Origin of the sequence: Streptomyces sp. PCS3-D2 (assembly GCF_000612545.2) — a bacterium.
GTDB lineage: Bacteria > Actinomycetota > Actinomycetes > Streptomycetales > Streptomycetaceae > Streptomyces.
The window spans coordinates 6,257,635-6,281,789 of the sequence record NZ_CP097800.1 but is presented as its reverse complement, the minus strand read 5'-3'; the positions used below and the strand labels follow the sequence as shown (position 1 = coordinate 6,281,789).

General features: G+C 71.4%; 22 protein-coding genes. 4 read left to right on the top strand and 18 right to left on the bottom strand.

Annotated elements, in window-relative coordinates; genetic code table 11:
• Positions 1-14 precede the first annotated feature (14 nt).
• Positions 15-2,228, top strand: a complete 2,214-nt coding sequence (locus AW27_RS28135) for an ATP-binding protein (protein WP_052031155.1) — start codon at positions 15-17, stop codon at positions 2,226-2,228.
• An 87-nt stretch (positions 2,229-2,315) separates the two neighbouring features.
• Here the strand turns inward: AW27_RS28135 and rpsD are convergent, their stop codons facing one another.
• The gene (gene rpsD / locus AW27_RS28130; protein WP_030026606.1) at positions 2,316-2,927 is read right to left on the bottom strand and encodes a 30S ribosomal protein S4; all 612 of its coding nucleotides are present in this window, start codon (positions 2,925-2,927) and stop codon (positions 2,316-2,318) included.
• A 55-nt stretch (positions 2,928-2,982) separates the two neighbouring features.
• Here rpsD and AW27_RS28125 point away from each other — a divergent pair, with 55 nt between their 5' ends.
• The gene (locus tag AW27_RS28125; protein WP_236647780.1) at positions 2,983-3,894 is read left to right on the top strand and encodes a DUF2470 domain-containing protein; all 912 of its coding nucleotides are present in this window, start codon (positions 2,983-2,985) and stop codon (positions 3,892-3,894) included.
• Between the two features lie 30 nt (positions 3,895-3,924).
• Here AW27_RS28125 and AW27_RS28120 read toward each other — a convergent pair whose 3' ends face one another.
• The 5 genes from AW27_RS28120 to AW27_RS28100 all read right to left on the bottom strand — a co-directional run bounded on the left by AW27_RS28120 (position 3,925) and on the right by AW27_RS28100 (position 9,138).
• Positions 3,925-4,830: a DUF2199 domain-containing protein gene (locus tag AW27_RS28120; RefSeq protein ID WP_052031154.1), complete on the bottom strand. Its 906-nt coding sequence runs from the start codon at positions 4,828-4,830 to the stop codon at positions 3,925-3,927.
• A 131-nt stretch (positions 4,831-4,961) separates the two neighbouring features.
• Positions 4,962-6,320, bottom strand: a complete 1,359-nt coding sequence (locus tag AW27_RS28115; protein WP_037926094.1) for a replication-associated recombination protein A — start codon at positions 6,318-6,320, stop codon at positions 4,962-4,964.
• Positions 6,321-6,415: 95 nt separating this feature from the next.
• Entirely contained in the window at positions 6,416-7,033 is a 618-nt protein-coding gene (locus AW27_RS28110) for a vitamin K epoxide reductase family protein (protein WP_037926091.1), read from the bottom strand.
• 112 nt (positions 7,034-7,145) lie between these two features.
• Positions 7,146-8,405, bottom strand: coding sequence for a histidine--tRNA ligase (gene hisS / locus AW27_RS28105; protein WP_037926088.1), 1,260 nt, complete (start codon positions 8,403-8,405; stop codon positions 7,146-7,148).
• 10 nt (positions 8,406-8,415) lie between these two features.
• The gene (locus tag AW27_RS28100; RefSeq protein ID WP_037926085.1) at positions 8,416-9,138 is read right to left on the bottom strand and encodes an MBL fold metallo-hydrolase; all 723 of its coding nucleotides are present in this window, start codon (positions 9,136-9,138) and stop codon (positions 8,416-8,418) included.
• A 153-nt stretch (positions 9,139-9,291) separates the two neighbouring features.
• Between AW27_RS28100 and AW27_RS28095 the strand changes: the two genes are divergently transcribed.
• On the top strand, positions 9,292-10,077 hold the full coding sequence (locus AW27_RS28095) for a peptidylprolyl isomerase (RefSeq protein ID WP_037926082.1): 786 nt from the start codon (positions 9,292-9,294) through the stop codon (positions 10,075-10,077).
• A gap of 190 nt (positions 10,078-10,267) precedes the next feature.
• The gene (locus AW27_RS28090; RefSeq protein ID WP_037926079.1) at positions 10,268-11,497 is read left to right on the top strand and encodes a DUF349 domain-containing protein; all 1,230 of its coding nucleotides are present in this window, start codon (positions 10,268-10,270) and stop codon (positions 11,495-11,497) included.
• A gap of 68 nt (positions 11,498-11,565) precedes the next feature.
• Here the strand turns inward: AW27_RS28090 and AW27_RS28085 are convergent, their stop codons facing one another.
• The 12 genes from AW27_RS28085 to AW27_RS28030 form a co-directional block, all read right to left on the bottom strand.
• Positions 11,566-14,016 (bottom strand): RelA/SpoT family protein, encoded by a 2,451-nt coding sequence (locus AW27_RS28085; RefSeq protein WP_037926074.1) that lies wholly within the window; start codon positions 14,014-14,016, stop codon positions 11,566-11,568.
• 200 nt (positions 14,017-14,216) lie between these two features.
• Entirely contained in the window at positions 14,217-14,771 is a 555-nt protein-coding gene (locus AW27_RS28080; RefSeq protein WP_078556867.1) for an adenine phosphoribosyltransferase, read from the bottom strand.
• Complete coding sequence (gene secF / locus AW27_RS28075; protein WP_037926071.1) at positions 14,768-15,823, bottom strand: protein translocase subunit SecF; 1,056 nt, start codon at positions 15,821-15,823, stop codon at positions 14,768-14,770. The genes AW27_RS28080 and secF overlap by 4 nt, the downstream gene beginning before the upstream one ends.
• A 3-nt stretch (positions 15,824-15,826) precedes the next feature.
• Positions 15,827-17,605, bottom strand: a complete 1,779-nt coding sequence (gene secD / locus AW27_RS28070) for a protein translocase subunit SecD (RefSeq protein ID WP_037926068.1) — start codon at positions 17,603-17,605, stop codon at positions 15,827-15,829.
• Positions 17,606-17,758: 153 nt separating this feature from the next.
• Entirely contained in the window at positions 17,759-18,190 is a 432-nt protein-coding gene (gene yajC / locus AW27_RS28065; RefSeq protein ID WP_037926066.1) for a preprotein translocase subunit YajC, read from the bottom strand.
• A 165-nt stretch (positions 18,191-18,355) separates the two neighbouring features.
• The gene (ruvB, locus tag AW27_RS28060) at positions 18,356-19,417 is read right to left on the bottom strand and encodes a Holliday junction branch migration DNA helicase RuvB (protein WP_037926063.1); all 1,062 of its coding nucleotides are present in this window, start codon (positions 19,415-19,417) and stop codon (positions 18,356-18,358) included.
• Between the two features lie 136 nt (positions 19,418-19,553).
• Positions 19,554-20,177: a Holliday junction branch migration protein RuvA gene (gene ruvA / locus AW27_RS28055; RefSeq protein ID WP_037926057.1), complete on the bottom strand. Its 624-nt coding sequence runs from the start codon at positions 20,175-20,177 to the stop codon at positions 19,554-19,556.
• Positions 20,174-20,713 (bottom strand): crossover junction endodeoxyribonuclease RuvC, encoded by a 540-nt coding sequence (ruvC, locus tag AW27_RS28050; RefSeq protein ID WP_037926054.1) that lies wholly within the window; start codon positions 20,711-20,713, stop codon positions 20,174-20,176. Before ruvC ends, ruvA begins: the two co-directional genes overlap by 4 nt.
• A 173-nt stretch (positions 20,714-20,886) precedes the next feature.
• The gene (locus AW27_RS28045; RefSeq protein ID WP_037926051.1) at positions 20,887-21,639 is read right to left on the bottom strand and encodes a YebC/PmpR family DNA-binding transcriptional regulator; all 753 of its coding nucleotides are present in this window, start codon (positions 21,637-21,639) and stop codon (positions 20,887-20,889) included.
• 57 nt (positions 21,640-21,696) lie between these two features.
• Positions 21,697-22,290: a pyridoxal 5'-phosphate synthase glutaminase subunit PdxT gene (gene pdxT, locus AW27_RS28040; protein WP_037926049.1), complete on the bottom strand. Its 594-nt coding sequence runs from the start codon at positions 22,288-22,290 to the stop codon at positions 21,697-21,699.
• A gap of 7 nt (positions 22,291-22,297) precedes the next feature.
• A complete protein-coding gene (pdxS, locus tag AW27_RS28035) occupies positions 22,298-23,215 on the bottom strand; it encodes a pyridoxal 5'-phosphate synthase lyase subunit PdxS (RefSeq protein ID WP_037926047.1) in 918 nt (305 codons plus the stop codon).
• A gap of 117 nt (positions 23,216-23,332) precedes the next feature.
• Complete coding sequence (locus AW27_RS28030) at positions 23,333-23,875, bottom strand: LemA family protein (protein WP_037926044.1); 543 nt, start codon at positions 23,873-23,875, stop codon at positions 23,333-23,335.
• Between the last annotated feature and the right edge of the window lie 280 nt (positions 23,876-24,155).

Here is a 24,155-nt window from a genome sequence, read left to right as displayed (position 1 = left end):
ACGCTCCGTGTCCCATGCGACACAGACCCCTTCCACGTACCGCCCGGGGCAATCTTCCCTCGGAGCTGAGCGGGTTCATCGGGCGGGGTGGCGAACTCGCCGAGCTGGGGGGCCTGCTGGAGGTGTCGCGGCTGGTGACCGTGACGGGCGTGGGCGGGGTCGGCAAGTCCCGGCTGGTTCTCGCGGCGGCCCGGTCGGCCGCCGAGGCCGCCCGGTCGGCGACCGGAGCGCACGGTACACAGGGGGCGCACGTTCCGGCGGAGGAACGCTACTGCGACGGCGTCTGGCTGGCCGAGCTGGCCTGCGTACGGGATCCGGCACTGCTGGAGGTGACGCTCGCACAGGCGCTCGGGCTCACCGACCACACGACGCGGCCGCCCCGGACCGTGCTGGCCGCGCACCTGGCCGACAAGCGGTTGCTGCTGGTCCTGGACGGCTTCGAGCAGTTGGTGGACGAGACGGCCGCTCTGGTGCGGGAACTCCTGTTGCGCTCCCCCGGCCTCCAGGTGCTCGCGGCGGGCCGGCGCCCGCTGGAGGTGGACGGGGAGCGGACGTTTCCGCTCGCCCCGCCGGACCCACAGGAGGCGCTCGCGCTGCTGGAGGCGCGGGCGGTCGCCGCCGACCCGGCCTTCGCGGTCACGGGGCCCGACCGGGCGGCGCTCGTGGAGGTGTGCGCCCGCCTCGACGGGATCCCGCTCGCTCTGGAGCTGGCGGCGGGCCGGCTGCGGACGCTGTCCCCGGCCCAGGTGCTCGCCCGACTGGAGGACCGCTTCGGGCTGCTGACGGGCGGTGCGCGCGGAGGGCTCCCCCGGCACCGGGCGCTGCGTTCGGCCATCGGCTGGAGCCACGAGCTGTGCACCCCGGCGGAGCGGCTGCTGTGGGCTCGGCTGTCGGTGTTCTCGGGCCGGTTCGACCTCGACGCCGCCGAGTACGTGTGCGCCGGGCCCGATCTGCCGGCGGAGGGCGTGCTGGACCTGGTGGGCGCGCTCCTCGCGCAGTCCCTGCTGGTCCGGGAGGAGACGCCCGCCGGGGTGCGGTTCCGGATGCTGGAGACCGTACGGCTGTACGGGGCGGGCTGGCTGGAGTCCCTGGGCGACGCGGCGCGGCTGCGGCGGCGGCACCGCGACTGGTACATGGGGCTGGCGACCTGGTGCGAGCTGGACTGGTTCAGCCCGCGCCAGCACGAGGTGGCGGCCCTGGTGGAGGCGGAGCTGCCGAACCTGCGGCTCGCCCTGGAGTGCTGCCTGGACGAGCCGGACGAACTGTACCTGGGCCAGTTCCTGGCCGGCACCCTGTGGTTCTACTGGGCGGGGTGCGGGCGCCTGACCGAGGGCCGGCACTGGCTGGACCGCACCCTGGACCCCACGGGCGGGCAGCCGGCGGAGTATGAGAGCTCCCGGCTGAAGGCCCTGTGGGTGCTGGGCTACGTGGCGGCCCTGCAGGGCGATGCGACGGCCTCGATGTGCGCTCTGTACGAGTGCCGGGACGCGGCGGCGCGCAGCGGGAACCGGGTGGCGGCAGCGTACGCGGTGCACCGGCTGGGCTGTCTGGCGCTCGTCTCGGACGACATGGCCCGGGCCAGGGAGCTGCTGGGTGAGGCGCTGGAGCGATACCGGGCGGCCGGGGAACTCAACAGCAACGTGCTGATGTGCCAGGTCGAGCTGGGGATGGCGCTGGCCTTCCTCGGGGACCTGCCGGGTGCGCTGGCGCTGTGCGGGGACGTCCGGGAGATCTGCGAGGAGCGCGGGGAGCGCTGGACGAAGGCGTACGCCCTCTACGTGTTGGCGTACGCGGCCCTGGAGGCGGGCGGCACGCAGGAGGCCCGGCAGCTGCTGACCGAGAGCGTGGAGATCAACCACACCTTCGACGACCTGGTCGGGCTGGTCCTCGCGCTGGAGCTGCTCGCTCTGGTCACGGTCGCCGAGGGCGATCCGACCGAGGCCGCCGTGCTCCAGGGTGCGGCGGAGCCGATGTGGGACGGGGTGGGGCTGCGGCTGTTCGGCTCGGGGTACTTCAACGCGCCACGGCTGACGTGCACGGAGCGGGCAGGCGCGGCGCTGGGCGCCGAGCGCTTCGCGGCGTGCGCGGCCGAGGGGCGGGCGCTGTCCCGGGACGCGCTGGTGGTGCGGGCGCTGCGCGGGGCGGCACGGGTGCCGGGTCCGGCGGCACGGGGCGAAACGCCGAGCCCGCGGGTCCCGCGCAGCACGGCGGCGGCGGATCAGCCGTAGGGCCTGTACCCGGACAGCGGAAAACCCGCCGCCCCGAAAGGGGCGGCGGGTTTCCACCAGCCGGTGAGGGCTACGCCTGCCGGAAGATCAGCGGGCGTAGTACTCGACGACGAGCTGCTCGTCGCAGATGACCGGGATTTCCTTGCGGTTCGGGTCGCGGTCCAGGCGGAAGGCCAGGGCCTTCAGGTTGACCTGCAGGTAGCGCGGGGTCTCGCCCTCGCCTGCGTAGCCACCCTCACGGGCGACCTGGAACGGAACCTTCTCGCGGCTGCGCTCGCGCACGGTGATGACGTCGTCCGGGCGGACACGGAACGACGGCTTGTCGACCTTGGCGCCGTTGACCTCGATGTGGCCGTGAACGACCATCTGGCGGGCCTGGTAGATCGTGCGGGCGATGCCCGAACGCAGGACCAGGGCGTCGAGACGACGCTCGAGCTCGACGACCAGCGCCTCGCCCGTCTTGCCCTCGGCCTTCTTGGCGCGGTCGTACGCGCGGGCCATCTGGCGCTCGGAGATGTCGTACTGAGCGCGCAGACGCTGCTTCTCCAGCAGACGGACCTTGTAGTCCGAGTTCTGCTTGCGGCCACGGCCGTGCTCGCCCGGCGGGTAGGGGCGGGCCTCGAAGTACTTGACGGCCTTCGGCGTCAGGGCGATGCCGAGGGCGCGAGACTTCTTGACCTTGGGTCGCTTCTGGTTCACGGGGAACCTACCTCCATGTAAGTTAGGTGAGGCTTACCTTAGCGAGGAGGACGTAATGTCTCGACCACATGGGATCCCCCTGCCCAGTGCGCAACGCAGTTCGGATTCCAACGAAACAGAATCCGCTTGCGCCGACGATAAGCAAGGTCAGCCGCGTCCCAGGGAAGGCGTTCGGCAGCTCACCGGAGCCGAACGCGTACGAACCCTCGTAGAGTCCAACGCCTCAGTATCCCTCACGCTGATCGATGCTCGTGACAGTCACGGGCCCGAGGAGTTCGGGACAGGGCTGCCGGTCGCGCGGACCGTCACCCCGGACGGGGACGTGATTCTCCTTGTTTCCGGGGAATCCGCGGCTGCCGCGGCAGCCGCTCACGCCCAGGACGACGACCTCACCGCCGTGATCGAGATCACGGATGTGGCGCCGGTGTCCGTGCCCCATCGTATCCGAGGCCGTGCGTGGCTGGCCGGGTGGCTGACGCCGGTCCGCGGGCACGACCGCGCCCGGTGCGCCGCGCTGCTCGCCGAGCGCCATCCGGTGGGCGAGCTGCTGGGCCTGGACGAGTCCCGGAGCGCCCCGTACACGGGCCGCCCCGCCTGGATGATGCTGCGCCTGGAGGTCGGCGAGATCACGGTGGACGACCTGTGGGGCGCCGAGCACGTGGACCCCGAGGACCTGGCCGCGGCGGAGCCGGACCCGGTGTCCCCGCACGAGGCCGAGCTCCTCCAGCACCTGCACGCCTCCCACGGCGACCGGATCGGCGGACTGTGCGACCTGCTCGGCAGCCGCGAGGCGCGGGGGATGACGGCGGTCCCGCTCGCCCTGGACCGGACGGGCCTGCGCGTCCGCTTCACCGGCGGCGTCGCCGGCGGCTGCTTCGACGCCCGTTTCGACTTCCCCGAGCCGGTGGCGGACGTCTGCGGCCTGCGCCGGGCGATGCGCGCCCTCTTCGCGGCCGCCTCGCCCTGAGGGCGGCCGGCCGGCGCGCCCGCGGGCCGGTCAGAGGGTGTTCAGGGCGTGATCGAGCGAGCGCCAGATCCGCTGGGCCCAGTCCAGGTCGGCAGGATCCTCGTAGGTGCAGAAGATCCCCGCGGCGATGCCGGGTGCGACGGCCATGCCGTAGAACTCGTGGCGCGGCCGGCCGTGGTCCTGCGAGGTCAGCCAGAACGCGTACCGCACTCCCCCGCCCATCGGCTCGCGCACGCGCTGGGCGGGCCGGGTGTCGGGAGCGCCGGACAGCAGCGCCGTGAGGAAGTCTCCGGGGGCGCGGCCGGGGACCTCGTCCCGCATGAGGTTGACGGCGGCGCTACGGTCCGACGCGGTGAAGTGGTCCGTTCCGTCGACGAAGGAGGCGGTGAGGCCGGCGGTGCGCAGGACCGACCAGCGGCCGCCGAGGTCGGTGCGCACGTCCACGGGCAGCGGGTACGGGAAGCGGCTGAGGACGTGGTCGCGGTCCCAGGTCCGGGTCAGGACGCGGGAGGCCACCGGGTGGCGCACGTCGGTGACCTGGGGCAGTTCCTCCGGGTCGGCGACCTTCGCGGTGACCGGGGCCCCGAGCAGGTCGTCGCCCCAGGGCTGGATCCGGTTGGCGAAGGTGCCCTCGACGGACAGGTCCGCGTAGCCGGGCTGCTCCCACACCTCGTGGGCCCGCCGCAGGGTGGCGTCGTCCACCTCCAGCCAGGCCCCGAGGACGAGCTCGGTGTCGTGGGTCAGCCGGACGGGCAGCAGGCAGCGTATGAAACAGCCGACACCGTCCACCCGGAGCAGGGCGCGCACGCCGAGCCGGTGGACGGCCTCCTCGGGCGCGCCGACGGCGGCGTCGGGCAGGTTGAAGCCGAAGTCGATGCGGCGCTCGTCGGCGAGGGCTTCGCCGCAGCAGGCACAGGTGGGAAGGTCCGTGGTCATCCGGGCAGCCTAGGGCCTGTCCGGCGGACCGGTGATCCGCCGGAGAGCCCGCCCGCGCACGTGCGCCCGGTACGGGCCCTGGCCCCGCCTCGCGGGGCACCGGATCGGACAGCCGCCCCGCGGCGGACGCCTCAGCCGCGGTCGGTGCCGCGCAGGCGCTCGCGGACCTTCTCCACCACGTCCGCGTAGCGGGCCTCGGCGCCGTAGCGGGTCGGCTCGTAATACCGCTTGCCCTGGATCTCGTCCGGGGCGTACTGCTGGGCCGCGATGGCGCCCGGCACGTCGTGCGGGTACACGTACCCGACCGCATGGCCGAGACCGGCCGCGCCCTTGTAGTGCCCGTCGCGCAGGTGCGGCGGGACCGAGCCGGCCAGGCCCGCCCGCACGTCGGCCAGCGCGGCGCCGATCGCGGTCGTGGCGGTGTTCGACTTGGGGGCCAGGGCCAGGGCGATCGTGGCGTGCGAGAGCGTCAGCGCGGCCTCCGGAAAGCCGATCATCGCCACCGCCTGGGCCGCCGCCACCGCGATCGGCAGCGCGGTGGGGTCCGCCAGGCCGATGTCCTCGCTCGCGGAGATCATCAGACGGCGCGCGATGAACCGGGGGTCCTCCCCCGCCTCGATCATCCGCGCGAGGTAGTGCAGCGCGGCGTCCGCGTCGGAGCCGCGGATCGACTTGATCAGTGCGCTCGCCACGTCGTAGTGCTGGTCGCCGTCCCGGTCGTAGCGGACGGCCGCCCGGTCCACCGCCTCCTCCAGGGTCCTGAGGGTGATCTCCCCCTCGCCCTTGGCGAGGGCCGAGCCCGCTCCGGCCTCCAACGCGGTCAGTGCGCGCCGGGCGTCGCCGCCGGCGATCCTCAGCAGGTGAGTTTCGGCGTCCCGCGGCAGGGCCACCGCCCCGGCCAGGCCGCGCTCCTCCGTGAGTGCGCGCCGCATCAGCGCGCTCAGGTCGTCGTCGGTGAGCGGCTCCAGGGTCAGCAGCAGGGAGCGCGACAGCAGCGGCGAGATGATCGAGAAGTGCGGGTTCTCCGTGGTGGCCGCGATCAGCGTCACCCAGCGGTTCTCGACGGCCGGCAGCAGGGAGTCCTGCTGGGCCTTGCTGAAGCGGTGGATCTCGTCGAGGAAGAGCACCGTCTCCTTGCCGTAGCCCCCGGCCGCGCGGCGCGCGCCCTCGATGACGGCCCGTACCTCCTTGACGCCCGCCGTGATCGCGGAGAGCTCCACGAACCGCTTCTGCGTGGCCTGGCTGACCACGTAGGCGAGGGTCGTCTTCCCGATCCCGGGCGGGCCCCAGAGGATCACCGAGGAGGCACCGGCCGGTCCGCCCGCTCCTTCCCCGACCAGCCGCCGCAGCGGTGATCCGGGCTTGAGCAGGTGCTGCTGGCCGACGACCTCGTCCAGGGTGCGCGGGCGCATCCGGACGGCGAGCGGCGAGCTCGCGGGGTCCTTCTCCTGGCGCTCTTCGGCGGCGGCGGTGAACAGGTCTGGTTCCACACCGGAAGCCTAAGCGAGTCCGCCGACAGGGCGGCCGCCGTCGGCACGCGGCCGGTCCGCAGCCCCTGTGCGGTCGGTCCGCGGTCGGTCCGCGGTCAGGAGGTCCAGAAGTCCCACCAGCGGGTCAGGATCAGCATCCCGATGATCCCGATGTGCAGCGCGGGCAGCACCCAGGTGAACTCGCCGAAGAAGCTCCTGAGCCAGCCCGGCGCCGGCAGCAGGCCCGCGCGGACGTTGTGCGAGGTGACATACCAGAACATCAGGATGGTGGCGACCCAGGCGAGGCAGCACCACAGGCACAGCGCGTTGATGTTGTAGAGCGACTGGTAGGTGAGCCAGGCGCAGAAGACGACGCCGAAGAGGGTGCCGGCGTTGAAGGTGAGCCAGTACCAGCGGCGGAACCGGGCTCCAGCCAGGATGCTCATACCGACGCAGATCACGATGCCGTAGGCGACCAGGCCGAGCATGGGGTTCGGGAAGCCGAACACGGACGCCTGGTCGCTCTTCATGATGTTGCCGCAGGAGACGACCGGATTGAGGCTGCAGCCCGGCGTGAAGTTCGGGTCCTCCAGCAGCTTGAACTTGTCGATCGTGATGACCCATGCGGCGAGCAGACCTGCGGCCCCCGTGATCACCAGCAGCAGGGCCAGCGCCCGGCTCGCCCCGAAGGCCCTGCCCCCGGCGGTGTCCGCGTCCGTGCTTCGTGTCGTCATACCGCCCGCTCCACATCTGCAAGGTGATCAAGCACGGGTCATTGTGCCGTACGAGTCTGTGAACGGACGGGGCCGGGGAAGGATCCCCGGCCCCGTCCGACATCCCGCCCGCTCAGGCCAGGCGGGCCTTGACCGTGTCGATCAGCTCGGTGACGGGCACGGCCGTCTGCTCGCCGGACTCCATGTCCTTCAGCTGGACGACGCCCTCGGCGAGGTCGCGGTCTCCCGCGACGACCGCGAAGCGGGCACCGCTGCGGTTCGCGTCCTTCATGGCGCCCTTGAGGCCCTTGCCCCCGTACGACATGTCCGCGGCGACGCCCGCCTTGCGCAGCTGTGTCACCAGGCCGAACACGGTGGCCTTGGCCTCGCCCAGGGCCACCGCGAACAGGGACGTCGACGCCGGGATGTCGAGCTCGACGCCCTCGGCCTCCAGGGCCAGCACCGTGCGGTCCACCCCGAGCGCCCAGCCCACCGAGGGCAGCGCCGGTCCGCCGATCATCTCGGACAGGCCGTCGTACCGGCCGCCGCCGCCGACCGCGGACTGCGAGCCCAGACCGCCGTGCACGAACTCGAAGGTGGTCCGCGTGTAGTAGTCCAGGCCGCGCACCAGCTTCTCGTCGTCCTCGAAGGCGACGCCGGCCGCCGTCACCAGCGCCCGCACGTCCTCGTGGTACGCCTTGCACGCATCGCACAGGTAGTCGCGCAGCACCGGCGCACCGACCAGCTGCTTCTGGACGTCGGACCGCTTGTCGTCGAGGACGCGCAGCGGGTTGATCTCGGCGCGGCGGACGGTCTCCTCGTCCAGGTCCAGGCCCCGCAGGAAGGACTGCAGCGCCTCCCGGTACACCGGGCGGCACTCCTTGTCGCCCAGCGAGTTGAGCAGGATCCGGAAGTTGCGCAGGCCGAGCGAGCGGTACGCCTGGTCGGCGAGGATGATCAGCTCGGCGTCCAGCGCCGGGTCCTCGGCGCCGATCGCCTCGGCGCCTACCTGCGAGAAGTGGCGGTAGCGGCCCGCCTGCGGCTTCTCGTAGCGGTAGTAGGAGCCGGAGTACCAGAGCTTGACCGGCAGGTTGCCCTTCTTGTGCAGGCTCGCCTCCAGGGCGGCGCGCAGCACGGAGGCGGTTCCCTCCGGGCGCAGGGCCAGCTGGTCGCCGCCCTTGGTCTCGAAGGCGTACATCTCCTTGGAGACGATGTCGGTGGACTCCCCGACACCGCGGGCGAAGAGGCCCACGTCCTCGAAGCCGGGGGTCTCGATGTAGCCGTAGCCGGAGTTGCGCAGCGGGGCCGCGATGGCCTCGCGCACCGCCAGGTACTTCACGGAGACCGGCGGGATCAGGTCGTACGTGCCCTTGGGGGCCTGAAAAGTAGCCACGAAGCTCTCGTCACATTCCTCGTCGTGGAGCGGGCGCGCCCTGGTGGGGGCTCGCTGCCGGGCCGGCGGCGACCTCCCGCAGATACGGGTTGGTCGCGCGCTCGCGGCCGATGGTGGTCTGGGGACCGTGGCCGGACAGCACCACGGTCGAGTCGTCGAGCGGCAGGCACACGCGGGCCAGCGAGTCGAGCATCTCGGTGTGGGAGCCGCCCGGCAGGTCGGTTCGTCCGATGGAGCCGGCGAAGAGCAGGTCGCCCGAGAAGAAGACCGGCGGGATGTCGGCCAGCTCGGGCATCCGGAAGGTCACCGACCCCTTGGTATGGCCCGGGGCGTGGGCCACGGAGAAGTCCATTCCGGCCAATTTCAGGGTGGCGCCGTCGGCCAGCTCGCGGACGTCGTCCGGTTCCCCCACGGTGAGCTCTCCCATGAGGGGCATCCCGATCGAGCGGCCGAGCGCCTTCTCCGGGTCGCTCATCATGTAGCGGTCCTCGGGGTGGATCCAGGCCGGTACGTCGTGTGCTCCGCACACCGGGACCACCGAGGCCACATGATCGATGTGGCCGTGGGTCAGAACGACCGCGACGGGCTTGAGCCGATGCTTCTTCAGCGTTTCCTCGACGCCCTGGGCGGCCTGGTGGCCCGGGTCGATGATCACGCACTCCTCGCCGGCGGCGGGGGCGACCACGTAGCAGTTGGTGCCCCAAGCGCCTGCGGGGAACCCGGCAATCAGCACGTTCGTCCTCAATCGTCGTCCGGCGGGAGGGTGCAGGTGGGAATCCTGCTGCTCAGAGCCTACCGGCGCCGCTCATTACACAGCGAACCCATATACGGTACGGCCTATCCCAGCCCGGACAGCAGTATCAGACACGTACAAGGAGACGACCCGGTGGTCACGAGCGATCAGCGGCGGCGACAGCTCGCCAGGGAGAAGTACGAGCGCCAGCAGAAGCGCCGCGCGGAGGCCCGGAGGAAGAGCCGTCAGCGGGCGGCGGTGATCGGAGCCGCGGTCGCCGTGGTGGTCGCGACGCTGGTCGGCCTGATCGTGGGCGGTGTCTTCGATTCGGACAAGGACACCAAGGACGCGGCGGCGGACCCGTCGGCCTCGGCGACGCCGCCGGAGCCCAAGCAGTCGCCCTCGCCGGAGATGGCGATCGACCAGAAGGGCCAGTACACCTTCGCGCTGAAGACCAGTGCCGGCGACATCAACTTCGCGATGGACGCGGCGAAGACCCCGCAGACGGTGAACTCCTTCAAGTCGCTCGCCGACAAGGGCTACTTCGACAACACCAAGTGCCACCGGCTGACGGCCGGCGGCATCTTCGTGCTCCAGTGCGGCGACCCCGAGGGCACCGGCCGGGGCGGCCCCGGGTACACCATCCCGGACGAGAACCTGGACTCGCTGGGCAAGGCGAACGAGCAGGGCCAGGTCGTGTACCCGGCGGGCACCGTGGCGATGGCCAACACCGGCCAGCCCGGTTCGGGCGGCAGCCAGTTCTTCCTGGTCTACAAGGACAGCCCGCTGACGCCGACCTACACGCCGTTCGGCAAGATCGACGCGAACGGCCTGAAGGTCCTGGAGGAGATCGCCAAGGCCGGTACGGTCGACGGCGGCCAGGACGGTGCGCCGAAGACCGAGATCAAGATCGAGAAGGGCACGGTCACCCAGAACTGACGGGGTGATGCGGCCCCGGTGCCGGCCGGCCCGCTCGCGTACGCCGAGATTGCGTCGTGCGGGATGCGGACAGCCGGCCCGGCGGTCGCCTATGTTGGCGTTGTGCAGGGCGGGCGCTGCCCGCCCCAGGAAACTGTGGACGATGCCCAGGGGGTGAGCCCCTCGCAAGGCATCAGGTGGAGGAGGCGCTGTGAGCAGCGACCCGTGGGGCCGAGTCGACGAGACGGGCACCGTGTACGTGCGTACTTCCGATGGCGAGAAGGTCGTCGGTTCGTGGCAGGCGGGCACCCCCGAGGAGGCCCTGGCCTACTTCGAGCGCAAGTACGAGGGCCTGGTGGTCGAGATCGGCCTCCTCGAAAAGCGGGTGCGGACCACTGATCTGTCCGCCAAGGACGCCCAGACGGCGATCGACCACCTGCGTGCGCAGGTCGACGAGCACCACGCCGTGGGCGACCTGGACGCCCTGCGCGTGCGGCTGGACAAGCTGGTCGAGACCGTGGAGTCCCGGCGCGAGGAGCGCAAGGTCCAGAAGGCCAAGCAGGCGGACGAGGCCCGCGCGGCCAAGGACGCGCTGGTCGCCGAGGCCGAGCAGCTGGCCCAGAGCGACCAGTGGCGCAGCGCCGGCGAGCGGCTGCGCGCCCTTGTGGACATCTGGAAGGGCCTGCCGCGGCTGGACCGCAAGTCGGACGACGAGCTGTGGCACCGGTTCTCGCACGCCCGTTCCGCCTTCTCCAAGCGCCGCAAGGCGCATTTCGCCTCGCTGGACGCGCAGCGCGAGGATGCCCGCAAGGTCAAGGAGAAGCTGGTCTCGGAGGCCGAGGCGCTGTCGAAGTCGACCGACTGGGGCCCGACGGCCGCCCGCTACCGCGAACTGATGGCGGACTGGAAGGCGGCGGGCCGGGCGCAGCGCGAGGCCGAGGACGACCTGTGGAACCGTTTCCGTGGTGCGCAGGACATCTTCTTCGCGGCCCGCAGCGAGGTCTTCGCGGAGCGTGACGCCGAGCAGATCGAGAACCTGAAGCTCAAGGAGGAGCTGGCCGACGAGGCCGAGAAGCTCGTCCCCGTGACGGACCTGAAGGCGGCCCGTGCCGCATTCCGCTCCCTCAACGAGCGCTGGGAGGGCATCGGCCACGTGCCGCGCGACGCCCGGCCGAAGGTCGAGGGCCGGATGCACGCCGTGGAGCGGGCGATCCAGGAGGCCGAGGAGGGCGAGTGGCGCCGTACGAACCCGGAGGCGCGGGCCCGTGCGGCCGGCCTGACCGGGCAGCTCCAGGCGGCCGTCGACAAGCTGCGCGAGCAGATCGACGCGGCGCGCGCCGCGGGCAACAACGCCAAGGCCGACAAGCTGGCGCGTGAGCTGGAGGGCCGCCAGGCCCTGCTGGACCAGGCGCTGAAGGGCCTGGAGGAGTTCGGCGGCTGAGCCGAAGCCCCGGTACGACGAGGGCCCCGAGTACGGATCTTCCGTACCGGGGCCCTCGCTTCTGTCCGCTACGGCCGGCGGGCCGAGGTGACGCGGTAGACGTCGTAGACGCCCTCCACACCCCTGACGGCCTTCAGGACGTGCCCCAGGTGCTTGGGGTCGCCCATCTCGAAGGTGAACCGGGAGGTGGCCACCCGGTCGCGGGAGGTCTGGACGGCGGCCGACAGGATGTTGACGTGCTGGTCGGACAGGACCCGTGTGACGTCCGACAGCAGCCGGGACCGGTCCAGCGCCTCGACCTGGATGGCGACCAGGAAGACCGAGGACTGGGTGGGCGCCCACTCGACCTCCAGCATCCGCTCGGGCTGCTGGGAGAGGGAGTCGACGTTGACGCAGTCCGCGCGGTGAACCGATACGCCACTGCCGCGGGTGACGAAGCCGATGATCGGGTCGCCCGGCACCGGGGTGCAGCAGCGGGCCAGCTTGACCCACACATCGTCGACGCCCTTGACGACGACGCCCGGGTCGGCGTTGCTGCGCCGCTTGCTGCGGGCCCGCGCGGGCGGGATCGATTCCTCGATGTCCTCGTTGGCCGCCTCCTCTCCGCCGAGCGCGGCCACCAGCTTCTGCACGACGCCCTGCGCGGCCACGTGGCCCTCGCCGATGGCCGCGTACAGGGAGGAGATGTCGGGGTAGCGCATCTCGTGCGCGAGGGTCACGAGCGAGTCGCCGGTCAGGATGCGCTGGATCGGCAGGTTCTGCTTGCGCATGGCCCGGGCGATGGCGTCCTTGCCGTGCTCGATGGCCTCGTCCCGGCGTTCCTTGGAGAACCAGGCGCGGATCTTGTTCCGGGCGCGCGGGGACTTCACGAAGCCCAGCCAGTCGCGGGACGGTCCGGCGCCCTCGGCCTTCGAGGTGAAGACCTCGACCAGGTCGCCGTTGTCCAGGGTGGACTCCAGCGGGACCAGGCGGCCGTTGACCCGGGCGCCTATCGTCCGGTGGCCGACCTCGGTGTGGACGGCGTACGCGAAGTCCACCGGGGTGGCTCCGGCGGGCAGCGCTATGACGTCGCCCTTGGGAGTGAACACGAAGACCTCGTTGCGCGAGAGGTCGAAGCGCAGCGAGTCGAGGAACTCTCCCGGGTCCTCGGTCTCCTTCTGCCAGTCCAGCAGCTGGCGCAGCCAGGCCATGTCGTTGACGGTGTCCTGGCCGGCGCTGCCCTTGGCGGCCTGCGGGACGTCGGTGCGCACCTTGGAGGTCCCCGCCACGGTCTGCTGCTTGTACTTCCAGTGCGCGGCGATGCCGTACTCGGCGCGGCGGTGCATGTCGAAGGTGCGGATCTGCAGTTCGACGGGCTTGCCGCTGGGCCCGATGACCGTCGTGTGGAGCGACTGGTACATGTTGAACTTGGGCATCGCGATGTAGTCCTTGAACCGGCCCGGGACCGGATTCCAGCGCGCGTGCACCGTGCCGAGGGCCGCGTAGCAGTCACGCACGGTATCGACGAGGACGCGGATGCCCACCAGGTCGTAGATCTCCGCGAAGTCGCGGCCGCGGACGATCATCTTCTGGTAGACGCTGTAGTAGTGCTTGGGGCGGCCTGTGACGGTGGCCTTGATCCGGGCGGCTCTGAGGTCCACCTGGACCTCGTCCGTGACGAGGGCGAGGTACTCGTCGCGCTTGGGGGCCCGCTCGGCGACCAGGCGCACGATCTCGTCGTACATCTTCGGGTAGAGGATCGCGAAGGAGAGGTCCTCAAGCTCCCACTTGATCGTGTTCATGCCCAGCCGGTGCGCCAGCGGAGCATAGATCTCAAGGGTCTCTCGGGCCTTCTTCTCCTGCTTCTCCCGCTTGAGGTAGCGCATCGTGCGCATGTTGTGCAGCCGGTCGGCGAGCTTGATGACCAGGACGCGCGGGTCCTTCGCCATGGCCACGACCATCTTGCGGACGGTCTCGGCCTGGGCCGCCTCGCCGAACTTCACCCGGTCGAGCTTGGTGACCCCGTCGACGAGGAGCGCCACTGCGTCACCGAAGTCGCGGCGCAGGTCCTCCAAGCCGTACTCGGTGTCCTCGACGGTGTCGTGCAGCAGACCGGCCATGAGGGTGGCCGGGTCCATGCCGAGCTCGGCGAGGATGGTGGTGACCGCGAGCGGATGCGTGATGTACGGATCGCCGCTCTTGCGCTTCTGGCCGCGGTGCCAGCGCTCGGCCACCTGGTAGGCCTGCTCCAGCTGGCGCAGCGTCGACGTCTCGATCTTGGGGTCGTTGCCGCGGACTATGCGCAGCAGCGGCTCCAGTACCGGGTTGTACGGATTCGAGCGCTGCACGCCGAGGCGGGCCAGGCGGGCACGCACCCGGTTGGAGGACGCGGCCGACTTCGCGGGCGCGGGCTTGACCGGTGCCGACTTGGGCGCGGGCTTGACCGGCGGGGCCGGCGGGGGCGTGGCAGCGGCCGCCGTGGCCTGCTCGGCCCGCGGGTCGGGCTGCGCGGCGGAGATGGGCTGGGCCTCGTCTGGCAAGAGCGCTCCTCACGGGGGTCCCCCCAGGCGGACTCCGGGGGAGGATCCGGTGCCCGTGTCCGGTCCGGATAACCCATCGTAGCGAGGGTTGGGTCACCCCGTTCGCCCAGCCTGCCGCAACGGCCCGGGCACGCGAGCGGCGGGCACCCGGAGGATTCCGGATGCCCGCCGCCTCGTACGGGGGGGCGCGGTCGAAGCGCTCAGACCACGATCAGCGCGTCCAGCGGTGCTCCCGCCAGGGAACCGACCAGCTTGGCCCGGCCCGGGAGGAACGACAGCTCCATCAGGACCGCCACCCCGGCGACCTCGGCCCCGGCCCGCCGGATCAGCGACAGGGATGCCTCCGCCGTACCGCCGGTGGCCAGCACGTCGTCGATGACCATGACCCGGTCGCCCACGGACAGGTCCTCCGCGTGGACCTCGATCTCGGCCGCGCCGTACTCCAGCTCGTACGACTGGGCGAGCGTCGCCCCCGGCAGCTTGCCGGCCTTGCGGACCGGCACGAAGCCGATTCCGGCCTGCACGGCCACCGGCGCCGCGAGGATGAACCCGCGCGCCTCCAGGCCGACGATCTTCGTCGCGCCGTACAGCCCGGCCAGCTCCACGAGCGCTCCGGTCAGCGCACCGAACGCCTCGGGGTCCGCCAGGAGCGGGGTGATGTCCTTGAACATCACGCCCGGCTTCGGGTAGTCCGCCACGTCCTTGATGCGGCTGAGCAGGAGGGCCCGTACCTGGTCGGACAGCGGCCCGGTCAACGTCGCCGCCCGGGCTGACGGCCCTGCGACACGACCTGCGGCTCGTCGGAGCCCTGCGCGTCCTCGGGGGACTCGCCCTTGGCCGCCGCGGACGCGCGCTTGGCGAGCACCCGCTTCTTCAGCGCCTTCATGGCCGGCTCGCGCTCCTTGAGGTCCACGACCAGCGGGGTCGCGATGAAGATCGAGGAGTACGCACCGGCCGCGAGGCCGACGAACAGCGACAGCGAGATGTCGTTCAGCATGCCGGCGCCCAGGAAACCGCCGCCGATGAACAGCAGGGCCGCGACCGGGAGCAGCGCCACGACCGTGGTGTTGATCGAACGGACCAGGGTGCCGTTGATGCTGCGGTTGGCGATCTCGCTGAAGGTGTAGCGGGTCTGCTTGGTGATGTCCTTCGAGCCCTCCTTGAGACCGTCGAAGACGACGACGGTGTCGTAGAGGGAGTAACCGAGGATGGTCAGCAGACCGATGACGGTGCCCGGGGTGACCTCGAAGCCGACGAGCGCGTACACGCCGACGGTGATGGTGAGGTCGTGGATCAGGGCGATCAGCGCGGCGACGGCCATGCGCCATTCGAAGGCGATGGCGAGGTAGATCACCACGAGGACCATGAAGACGCCGAGGCCGGTCCAGGCCTTGTTCGCGATCTGCTCGCCCCAGCTGGGGCCGACCAGATCGGCGTTGATGTCGGCCTCGCTCACCTTGAGGTCGGTGGCCAGTTCCTTCTTCACGTCGGTCGCGGCGTCGGTGTCCAGACCGGAGATCTGGATGCGCATGCCGCCGGTGCCGAGTTCCTGGACGATCGCGTCGTGGCCGGAGGCCTTCTCCGCGGCCTCCGTGACACCGGCGACCGAGAGGGCCGTCTTCGGGGTGGTGAAGACGGCTCCGCCCTTGAACTCGATGCCCATGTTGAGGCCCTGGACGGCCAGGGCGACGATCGCCGTGATGGTGATCAGGATGGAAACGCCGTACCAGAGAAAGCGCTTGCCGACGAAGTCGTAGCCGACCTCACCGCGGTACAGCTTGGCGCCGAGATCTCCCAGCTTCGACATCTCTCACGCCTCCTTTGCTTCGACGGGGGCGGGTGCGGCGGTGCGCCGGGAGCTGCGCAGCGGGGGCTTGGCGCCCAGCCGCCTCGGGTCCAGCCCGGACCACGGGTGACCGCTGGAGAAGAACTTCGTGCGCGCCAGGAGCGTCATGACGGGCTTGGTGAAGAGGAACACCACGACCACGTCGAGCAGGGTGGTCAGACCCAGCGTGAAGGCGAAGCCCTGCACCTTGCCGACGGTGACGATGAACAGCACCGCGGCGGCGAGGAACGACACGAAGTCGGAGACCAGGATCGTACGGCGGGCACGCGGCCAGGCGCGCTCGACGGCCGGACGCAGGGTGCGGCCCTCGCGGATCTCGTCACGGATGCGCTCGAAGTACACGATGAACGAGTCCGCGGTGATGCCGATGGCCACGATCGCACCACACACGGCCGGCAGGTTCAGGGCGAAGCCGATGCCCTTGCCCAGCAGCGCCATGATCGTGTAGGTCAGGATCGCGGAGACCAGGAGGCTGATGATCGCGATGAAGGCCAGACCGCGGTAGTAGACCAGCAGGTACACCACCACGAGGAGGAGGCCGATCGCACCGGCGATCAGACCGGCGCGCAGCTGCTCGCCGCCGAGCGCGGCGGTGACGGTGGTGACGCTGTCCTCCTGGAAGGACAGCGGCAGGGCGCCGTACGAGAGCATGTTGCCCAGGTCCTGCGCGGACTGCTGGTTGAAGCCACCGGAGATCTGTGCGTTGCCGCCGGTGATCGCGGTGCTGACCGACGGGTCGGAGATGACGTCGCCGTCGAGGACGATCGCGAACTGGTTCTGCGGCATCTGCTTGGCCGCCAGCTCGCCGGTGACCTTCGCGAAGGCGTCGGCGCCGTGGTCGTTGAAGTTCATCGTGACGATCCACTGGCCCGACTGCGGGTCGATCTCGCCCCGGGCGCTCTTGACGTCCTTGCCCTCGACCGCGGCCGGGCCCAGGATCCACTTGCCCCACTGGTCGCCGCGCTGACCGCAGGCGAGCGTCGGGTCGGTGGGCTTGACGCCCTTGCCGACGTTCGCGCGCTGCTCTTCGTTCGTGCAGTCGAGCGCGGCGAACCGGGCCTGCAGGTCCGCGGCGGCCGGGTCGGCTGCGGGAGCACTCGCGGACGGCGACGGATCCGCCTTGTCGTCTGCCTTCTTCGACTCGCTCGCCGACGGCGTGGGAGTGGGCGCGTTCGGGGCCTTGAGGCCCTCGCTGAGCGCGCGGCCCTGGGAAGTGGCGCTGGACGACGGGGTGGCGGACGGGCTGGTCTTGTTCCCGTCCTGGGCCTCGGGGGCACCGGAGCCGCTCGCGGAGGGGCTCGGGCTCTGGGCGCCCTCGGGAGCGGCGGGGGCGCCGTCCGCGAACGCGATGACCGGGCGGAAGTAGAGCTGGGCGGTGGTACCGACCTGCTCGCGCGCCTGCTTCTCGTTCATCCCCTTGGGGATGTTCACGATGATGTGGTCGCGGCCCTGCGTCTGGACCTCGGCCTCGGAGACGCCGAGGCCGTTGACGCGGCGCTCGATGATGCCGACCGCCGTGTTCATGTTGGTCTCGTTGACGGCGTTCTCTTTGCCGGGCTCGCTCTTGGCCTTGAGCGTGATGCTCGTGCCGCCGGCGAGGTCGATGCCCAGCCGGGGAGTCGTCTGATCGGAGAGGAACATCCCCGCGGTGAGCGCCACCATCGCGATCAGGATGATCGCCAGGGCGCGCCCCGGCCTCCCCTGAGCCCCCGTGGGCCGCCGGCCCTTCTTCGGTGCTGCCACCTTGTCGTTTCTCCCTGTCCAACCGTCCCGCGCCGGGTCAGCGCGCGGACGGCCACGAAATGTGTGGTGGGGACCCCTGCCCCCCGCAGAAGTGTCACTGACGGGGACCGTACCGACCGCCGGTCGGGCGACCGCACGGTCCCCGGCCGCGCGCTACTTCGCGCCGGCCTCGCCGTCCCCGGGCTTGTCGTCGCCCTTGGGCTCGTCCTTCTTGCCCAGGTCCAGCTTCGGCGACCCGTCCTCGTCCTTGGTGAGGGACGAGACGTCGTCCGGCACGGCGGGCGTGTCGGTCGTCACGTCGTCGATGCCGTGAACGATGCGGTTGTACTCCGCGTCCTCCAGTACGGCGCCGATGGCGTTCTTCGCGTAGATCGCGTGGACGCCGGGAGCCACCTCAAGGGTGACCGTGTCGTCACCGATCTCCTTCACCGTGGCGTACATGCCGCCGATGGTGCGGACCCCGGTGCCGGGCGTCATCTGGTCGCGCATCTGCGCGGCCTGCTGCTGCTTCTTCTTCGCGGAGCGGGTCATCAGGAACATCGCCCCGATGAGCACGATGAACGGGAGGAGTGTCACGAGATTCACGGGACGGAAATCCTTCGCACGACCGCACGCGGACGGCGGCCTTTTCTACGGGGGTGGGCACGCCGACCCGAAGGGTCGGCATCGGCGGAGTCTAGGCGAGTCCGCACCGATGGAACAACGCCCAGCATGGCACCGCAGTTCCTGAGGGGGCGAACCTCCGCGCCGTCATGGCCCGAACAGGCCCTGTTGCCCCGTTGATCCGCTTCCGCCGTGCTGCGGTGCGACAAGGCCCAGGTGAGCCCAGGCGGCGGGGGTCGCGACCCGGCCCCTGGGGGTGCGCGCGAGCAGTCCCTCACGGACCAGGAAGGGTTCCGCGACCTCCTCGACGGTCTCCCGCTCCTCCCCCACCGCCACGGCGAGGGTGGACAGCCCCACGGGCCCACCCCCGAACAGTTTCAGGAGCGCCTCCAGAACGGCCCGGTCCAGCCGGTCGAGACCGCGGGCGTCCACCTCGTACACCTGCAGGGCGCTGGCGGCGACCTCCCGGTTGATCGCCCCGTCCGCCCGGACCTGGGCGTAGTCGCGCACCCGGCGCAGCAGGCGGTTGGCGATGCGCGGGGTGCCCCGCGAGCGTCCGGCGATCTCCGCCGCACCGGCGGTGTCGATCTCCACGTCGAGGAGGCGGGCGGAGCGGTGGACGACGCGCTCCAGTTCCTCGGGGGCGTAGAACTCCATGTGGCCGGTGAAGCCGAAGCGGTCGCGCAGCGGCGGAGGCAGCAGTCCGGCCCGGGTCGTGGCGCCGACCAGGGTGAAGGGCGGCAGCTCCAGCGGGATCGCGGTGGCCCCGGGCCCCTTGCCGACGATCACGTCGACGCGGAAGTCCTCCATGGCCATGTAGAGCATCTCCTCGGCGGGCCGGGACATGCGGTGGATCTCGTCGAGGAAGAGGACTTCGCCCTCCTGGAGGGAGGACAGGATCGCGGCGAGGTCCCCGGCGTGCTGGATGGCGGGGCCGGAGGTGATCCGAATGGGTGCCCCCATCTCGGCTGCGATGATCATGGACAGGGTGGTCTTGCCGAGTCCGGGGGCGCCCGACAGCAGGACGTGGTCCGCCGTGGCCCCGCGCTGCTTGGCCGCCTTCAGGACCAGGTCCAGCTGCTGGCGGACCTTCTCCTGGCCGACGAACTCCCCCAGGTCCTTGGGGCGCAGGGCCGCCTCGACCGCGGTGTCCTCACCATCCGCCGCGGCGGCCACGATCCGGTCGTCGCTCTCGTCATCCCAGTTCACGCTGTCAGTCTGCCTTCTGCGTCATTGCGGTGGTCGGTCCGGGGTGCCCGCGGATCGCGCGCCTGCACCGGGCGGCGTGGGCTGCCACCCGGCGTGCGGGCCGGGGCGTGTGCGCCCGGCGCCGTTGCCGGCCCCGTCAGCGGGCGCGGTTCAGGGACTGGAGGGCCGCCCGCAGCAACTGGGGCACGGGGGCCGAGCCGCCGGAGGCGATGGCGGCCTCCGCCTGCGGGGTCACGATCACCACGGCCTCCTCCGCCTCCCGTGAGGCGTAGCCGAGGCCGATCAGAGCGGCCGTGAGCTGCTCGGTCCAGGGTGCGGGCGCCGATGCGACCGCCCGCTGGGCGCCCACGACCGGGGCGGGTGCGCCCAGCTTGCCCTTGAGTTCGAGCAGCAGCTTCTGCGCGCCCTTCGGCCCGATGCCCGGCACCGCCGTCAGCGCCTTGGCGTCGCCCGAGGCGAAGGCCGCCCGCAGGGCGTCGGGGGTGTGCACGCCGAGCATGGCCTGCGCCACGCGTGGTCCGACGCCGCTCGCGGTCTGCAGGAGCTCGAAGACCTGGCGCTCGTCGTCGTCGGCGAAGCCGTACAGGGTCAGCGAGTCCTCCCGGACGACCAGGGAGGTCGCCAGCCGGGCCTGCTCCCCCACGCGCAGGCCGGCGATGGTGTTCGGCGTGCAGTGCACGGCCATGCCCACTCCCCCGACCTCGATCACGGCGAGGGCGGGGGTGAGCGCGGCGACCACGCCGTTGACGAAGGCGATCATCGGGTACGGCCTTTCGGGGCGTGCTGGGCGTGCTGGGCGACCGCCTGCTGGAGACGGTTGACGGCAGGGGCCCGCCAGATGTGGCAGACGGCCAGCGCCAGGGCGTCGGCCGCATCGGCGGGCCGGGGCGGTCCGGACAGCCGCAGCAAGCGGGTGACCATCGCGCCGACCTGGGCCTTGTCGGCCCGGCCGCTGCCGGTGACGGCGGCCTTGACCTCGCTGGGGGTGTGCAGGGCGACCGGTATCCCGCGGCGGGCGGCGCAGAGCATCGCGACGGCGCTCGCCTGGGCGGTGCCCATCACGGTGCTGACGTTGTGCTGGCTGAAGACCCGCTCCACGGCGACGACTTCGGGCCGGTGCGTGTCGAGCCATTCCTCGATGCCCTGCTCGACGGCGACGAGCCGGTGGGCCAGATCGGCGTCGGCGGGCGTCCGCACCACCCCCACGCCGAGCATGGCGAGGGGGCGACCGGCGGCGCCTTCGACCACGCCGACCCCGCATCGTGTCAGCCCCGGGTCCACGCCCAGTACCCGCACCGCCCACCCCTCTTCACCGCAAGGACCCTGCCGCCTCCGCGGGCCCTGTGGGCTGCGGACCGCCGGCGCGGACCCGCCGACGCCGTCAGGCTATCCGCTGGCACTGACAACGGCGGCGGGCCGGGGGGACGTGTCCCCACCGGCCCGCCGGATCCGCTCGGTGCGCGGCCGCCCTACGCGTCGACCTTCTCCATGACCTCGTCGGAGACGTCGAAGTTGGCGAAGACGTTCTGGACGTCGTCGCTGTCCTCAAGCGCGTCGATCAGCTTGAAGATCTTGCGGGCGCCCTCTTCGTCGAGCTCGACCTGCATGGTCGGGACGAAGCTGGAGTCGGCCGAGTCGTAGTCGATGCCGGCGTCCTGGAGCGCGGTGCGGACCGCGACCAGGTCGGTGGCCTCACTGATGATCTCGAAGGTGTCGCCGTTGTCGTTGACCTCTTCGGCACCGGCCTCCAGCACCGCGCCGAGGACGTCGTCCTCGGTGAGCTCGGCCTTGGGCAGGATGATGACACCCTTGCGGTTGAACAGGTACGAGACCGAGCCCGGGTCGGCCATCGAGCCGCCGTTGCGGGTCATGGCGACACGGACGTCGGACGCGGCGCGGTTGCGGTTGTCGGTGAGGCACTCGATGAGCACCGCGACACCGTTCGGACCGTAGCCCTCGTACATGATCGTCTCGTAGTCGGCGCCGCCGGCCTCGAGGCCGCCGCCGCGCTTGACCGCGGAGTCGATGTTCTTGTTCGGGACCGACTGCTTCTTGGCCTTCTGGACCGCGTCGAAAAGCGTCGGGTTGCCGTCGATGTCGGCACCGCCCATGCGCGCCGCGACCTCGATGTTCTTGATCAGCTTCGCGAAGAGCTTGCCGCGCTTGGCATCGATCACGGCCTTCTTGTGCTTCGTCGTAGCCCATTTAGAGTGGCCGGACATCCGCCTGTCTCCTTCGCGTAACCAACAGTGTTCGTCCCCGATCCTACCGGGAGCTCGTCACAGCCCCGCGCGCACCATCTCGACGAAGTACGCGTGGACCCGGTCGTCGCCGGTCAGTTCGGGGTGGAACGAGGTCGCCAGGACGTTGCCCTGGCGCACGGCCACCGTGTGGCCGTCGTAGGTGGCGAGCACCTCGGCGGCGCCGCCGACGGACTCGACCCACGGGGCGCGGATGAAGACGCCCTCGACGGGTCCGCCCTCGATGCCCGCGAAGTCGACCTGCGCTTCGAAGGACTCGTTCTGTCGGCCGAAGGCGTTGCGGCGCACGATCATGTCGATGCCGCCCAGGGTCTCCTGGTCGTCACGGCCGTCGAGGAGCTTGTCGGCGAGCATGATCATGCCTGCGCAGGTGCCGTACACGGGCATGCCGGCGGCCACGCGCTCGCGCAGCGGCTCCAGCATGCCGAAGAGCACGGCGAGCTTCGACATGGTCGTGGACTCTCCGCCGGGGATCACCAGGGCGTCGACCTCGGCGAGCTCCTCGGGGCGCCGGACCGGCCTGGCCACGGCGTCCGCCGCGGCCAGGGCGATCAGGTGCTCCCGTACGTCGCCCTGGAGGGCCAGGACACCGATCACGGGGGTGTTGGTCATGTCGGGACTACCAGCCGCGGTTGGCGTAGCGCTCGGCCTCGGGGAGGGTGTCGCAGTTGATGCCGACCATGGCCTCGCCCAGGTTGCGGGAGGCGTCCGCGATGACCTTCGGGTCGTCGAAGAAGGTGGTGGCCTTCACGATGGCGGCGGCGCGCTTGGCCGGGTCGCCGGACTTGAAGATGCCGGAGCCGACGAAGACGCCCTCGGCGCCGAGCTGGCGCATCAGGGCGGCGTCGGCCGGGGTGGCGACACCACCGGCGGAGAACAGCACGACGGGGAGCTTGCCGAGCTCGGCGACCTCCTTGACGAGCTCGTACGGGGCGCGCAGCTCCTTGGCGGCGGCGTACAGCTCGTTGTTGTCGAAGCCGCGCAGCTTGGCGATCTCGTTCTTGATCTGGCGCAGGTGGCGGACGGCCTCGACGACGTTGCCGGTGCCGGCCTCGCCCTTCGAGCGGATCATGGCCGCACCCTCGGCGATGCGGCGCAGGGCCTCGCCGAGGTTGGTGGCGCCGCAGACGAAGGGGGTGGTGAAGGCCCACTTGTCGGAGTGGTTGACCTCGTCGGCCGGGGTCAGGACCTCGGACTCGTCGATGTAGTCGACACCGAGCGACTGCAGGACCTGGGCCTCGACGAAGTGGCCGATGCGGGACTTGGCCATCACGGGGATGGACACGGCCCCGATGATCTCCTCGATCATGTTGGGGTCGGACATGCGCGCGACGCCGCCGTCCTTGCGGATGTCGGCCGGGACCCGCTCCAGAGCCATGACGGCCACGGCGCCGGCGTCCTCGGCGATCTTCGCCTGCTCGGCGTTGACCACGTCCATGATCACGCCGCCCTTCAGCTGCTCGGCCATGCCGCGCTTGACGCGCGAGGTGCCGATCGCCGACTCGGCGGACTGGGGGGAGGTGGGAAGCGTGCTCACGGATTGACCTCACTCGAAAGGAAGACGGGTACTACTCGGCCGAGGAAACCCCAGCGGATCAGTCCACTACAAGGGCCAATGTGGAGCCAGTGGCTCTTTCATTTGTCCCTCGTGGCTCTAAGCGGGCCGGTCCGCCAGGTCCGCCGGGGGCTCGTCGTCCATCTCGAAGGCCAGCGGGAACGGCGCGTGTCCGGCCAGTCTGAACCAGCGGACCTTGCGGTGGCGGCGCAGCGCGCGGGCGGCCCGTACGGCGTCGTTGTGGAACCTGCGGGCCATCGGCACCCGACGGACGGCCGCCGCCAGCTCCTCGGTCGCCTGCGCCCCGCCCGGAGCCGCCTTCAGCACCTCGACCTGGTCGGTGTCGGCGAATACCGCCCGCAGCGCCTGGCTGAGCTCGCTCTCGGCGACCTCCCGGTGGTCCTCCTCGGCCTGCCGGGCGGCGTGCGCGGCCTCGTACAGCACCAGCGAGGAGGCCGGGTCGAGCGCCCCGGAGGTGGCCACCTCAAGCACCACGGAGGCACGCCGGACGAGCTGCGCGTCGAGCGCGGCCCGCGAGGCGTCCATGCGCGAGTGCAGCCGGTCCAGCCGCCCGGCGGTCCAGCTGAGGTAGACGCCGATGACAGCGAGGGCCAGGGCGATCCAGACAAGGGTTTCGATCACGCTGCGCGACCCTACCGCTCCGCACGTCCCCGGCTCCCACCGGGCCGACCGGGCCCGATCCGGGCGCGCCGCCTGCGCGGTCCGCGCAACCCGAGGGGGACGGGGAACGCCAGGTCACCCGCGGGCCCGCGGGCTGCCCGCCGATCGCGCCGGCGGGCAGCCCGCGGGCCCGCGGGCTGCCCGCCGATCGCGCCGGCGGGCGCCCTCGCGGCGGCCGCCCCGGCCGCGCTCGGGGCGGGCCCGACGACCGGTGCCGGCCCCCGGCCGGGCCGGTGCCGCC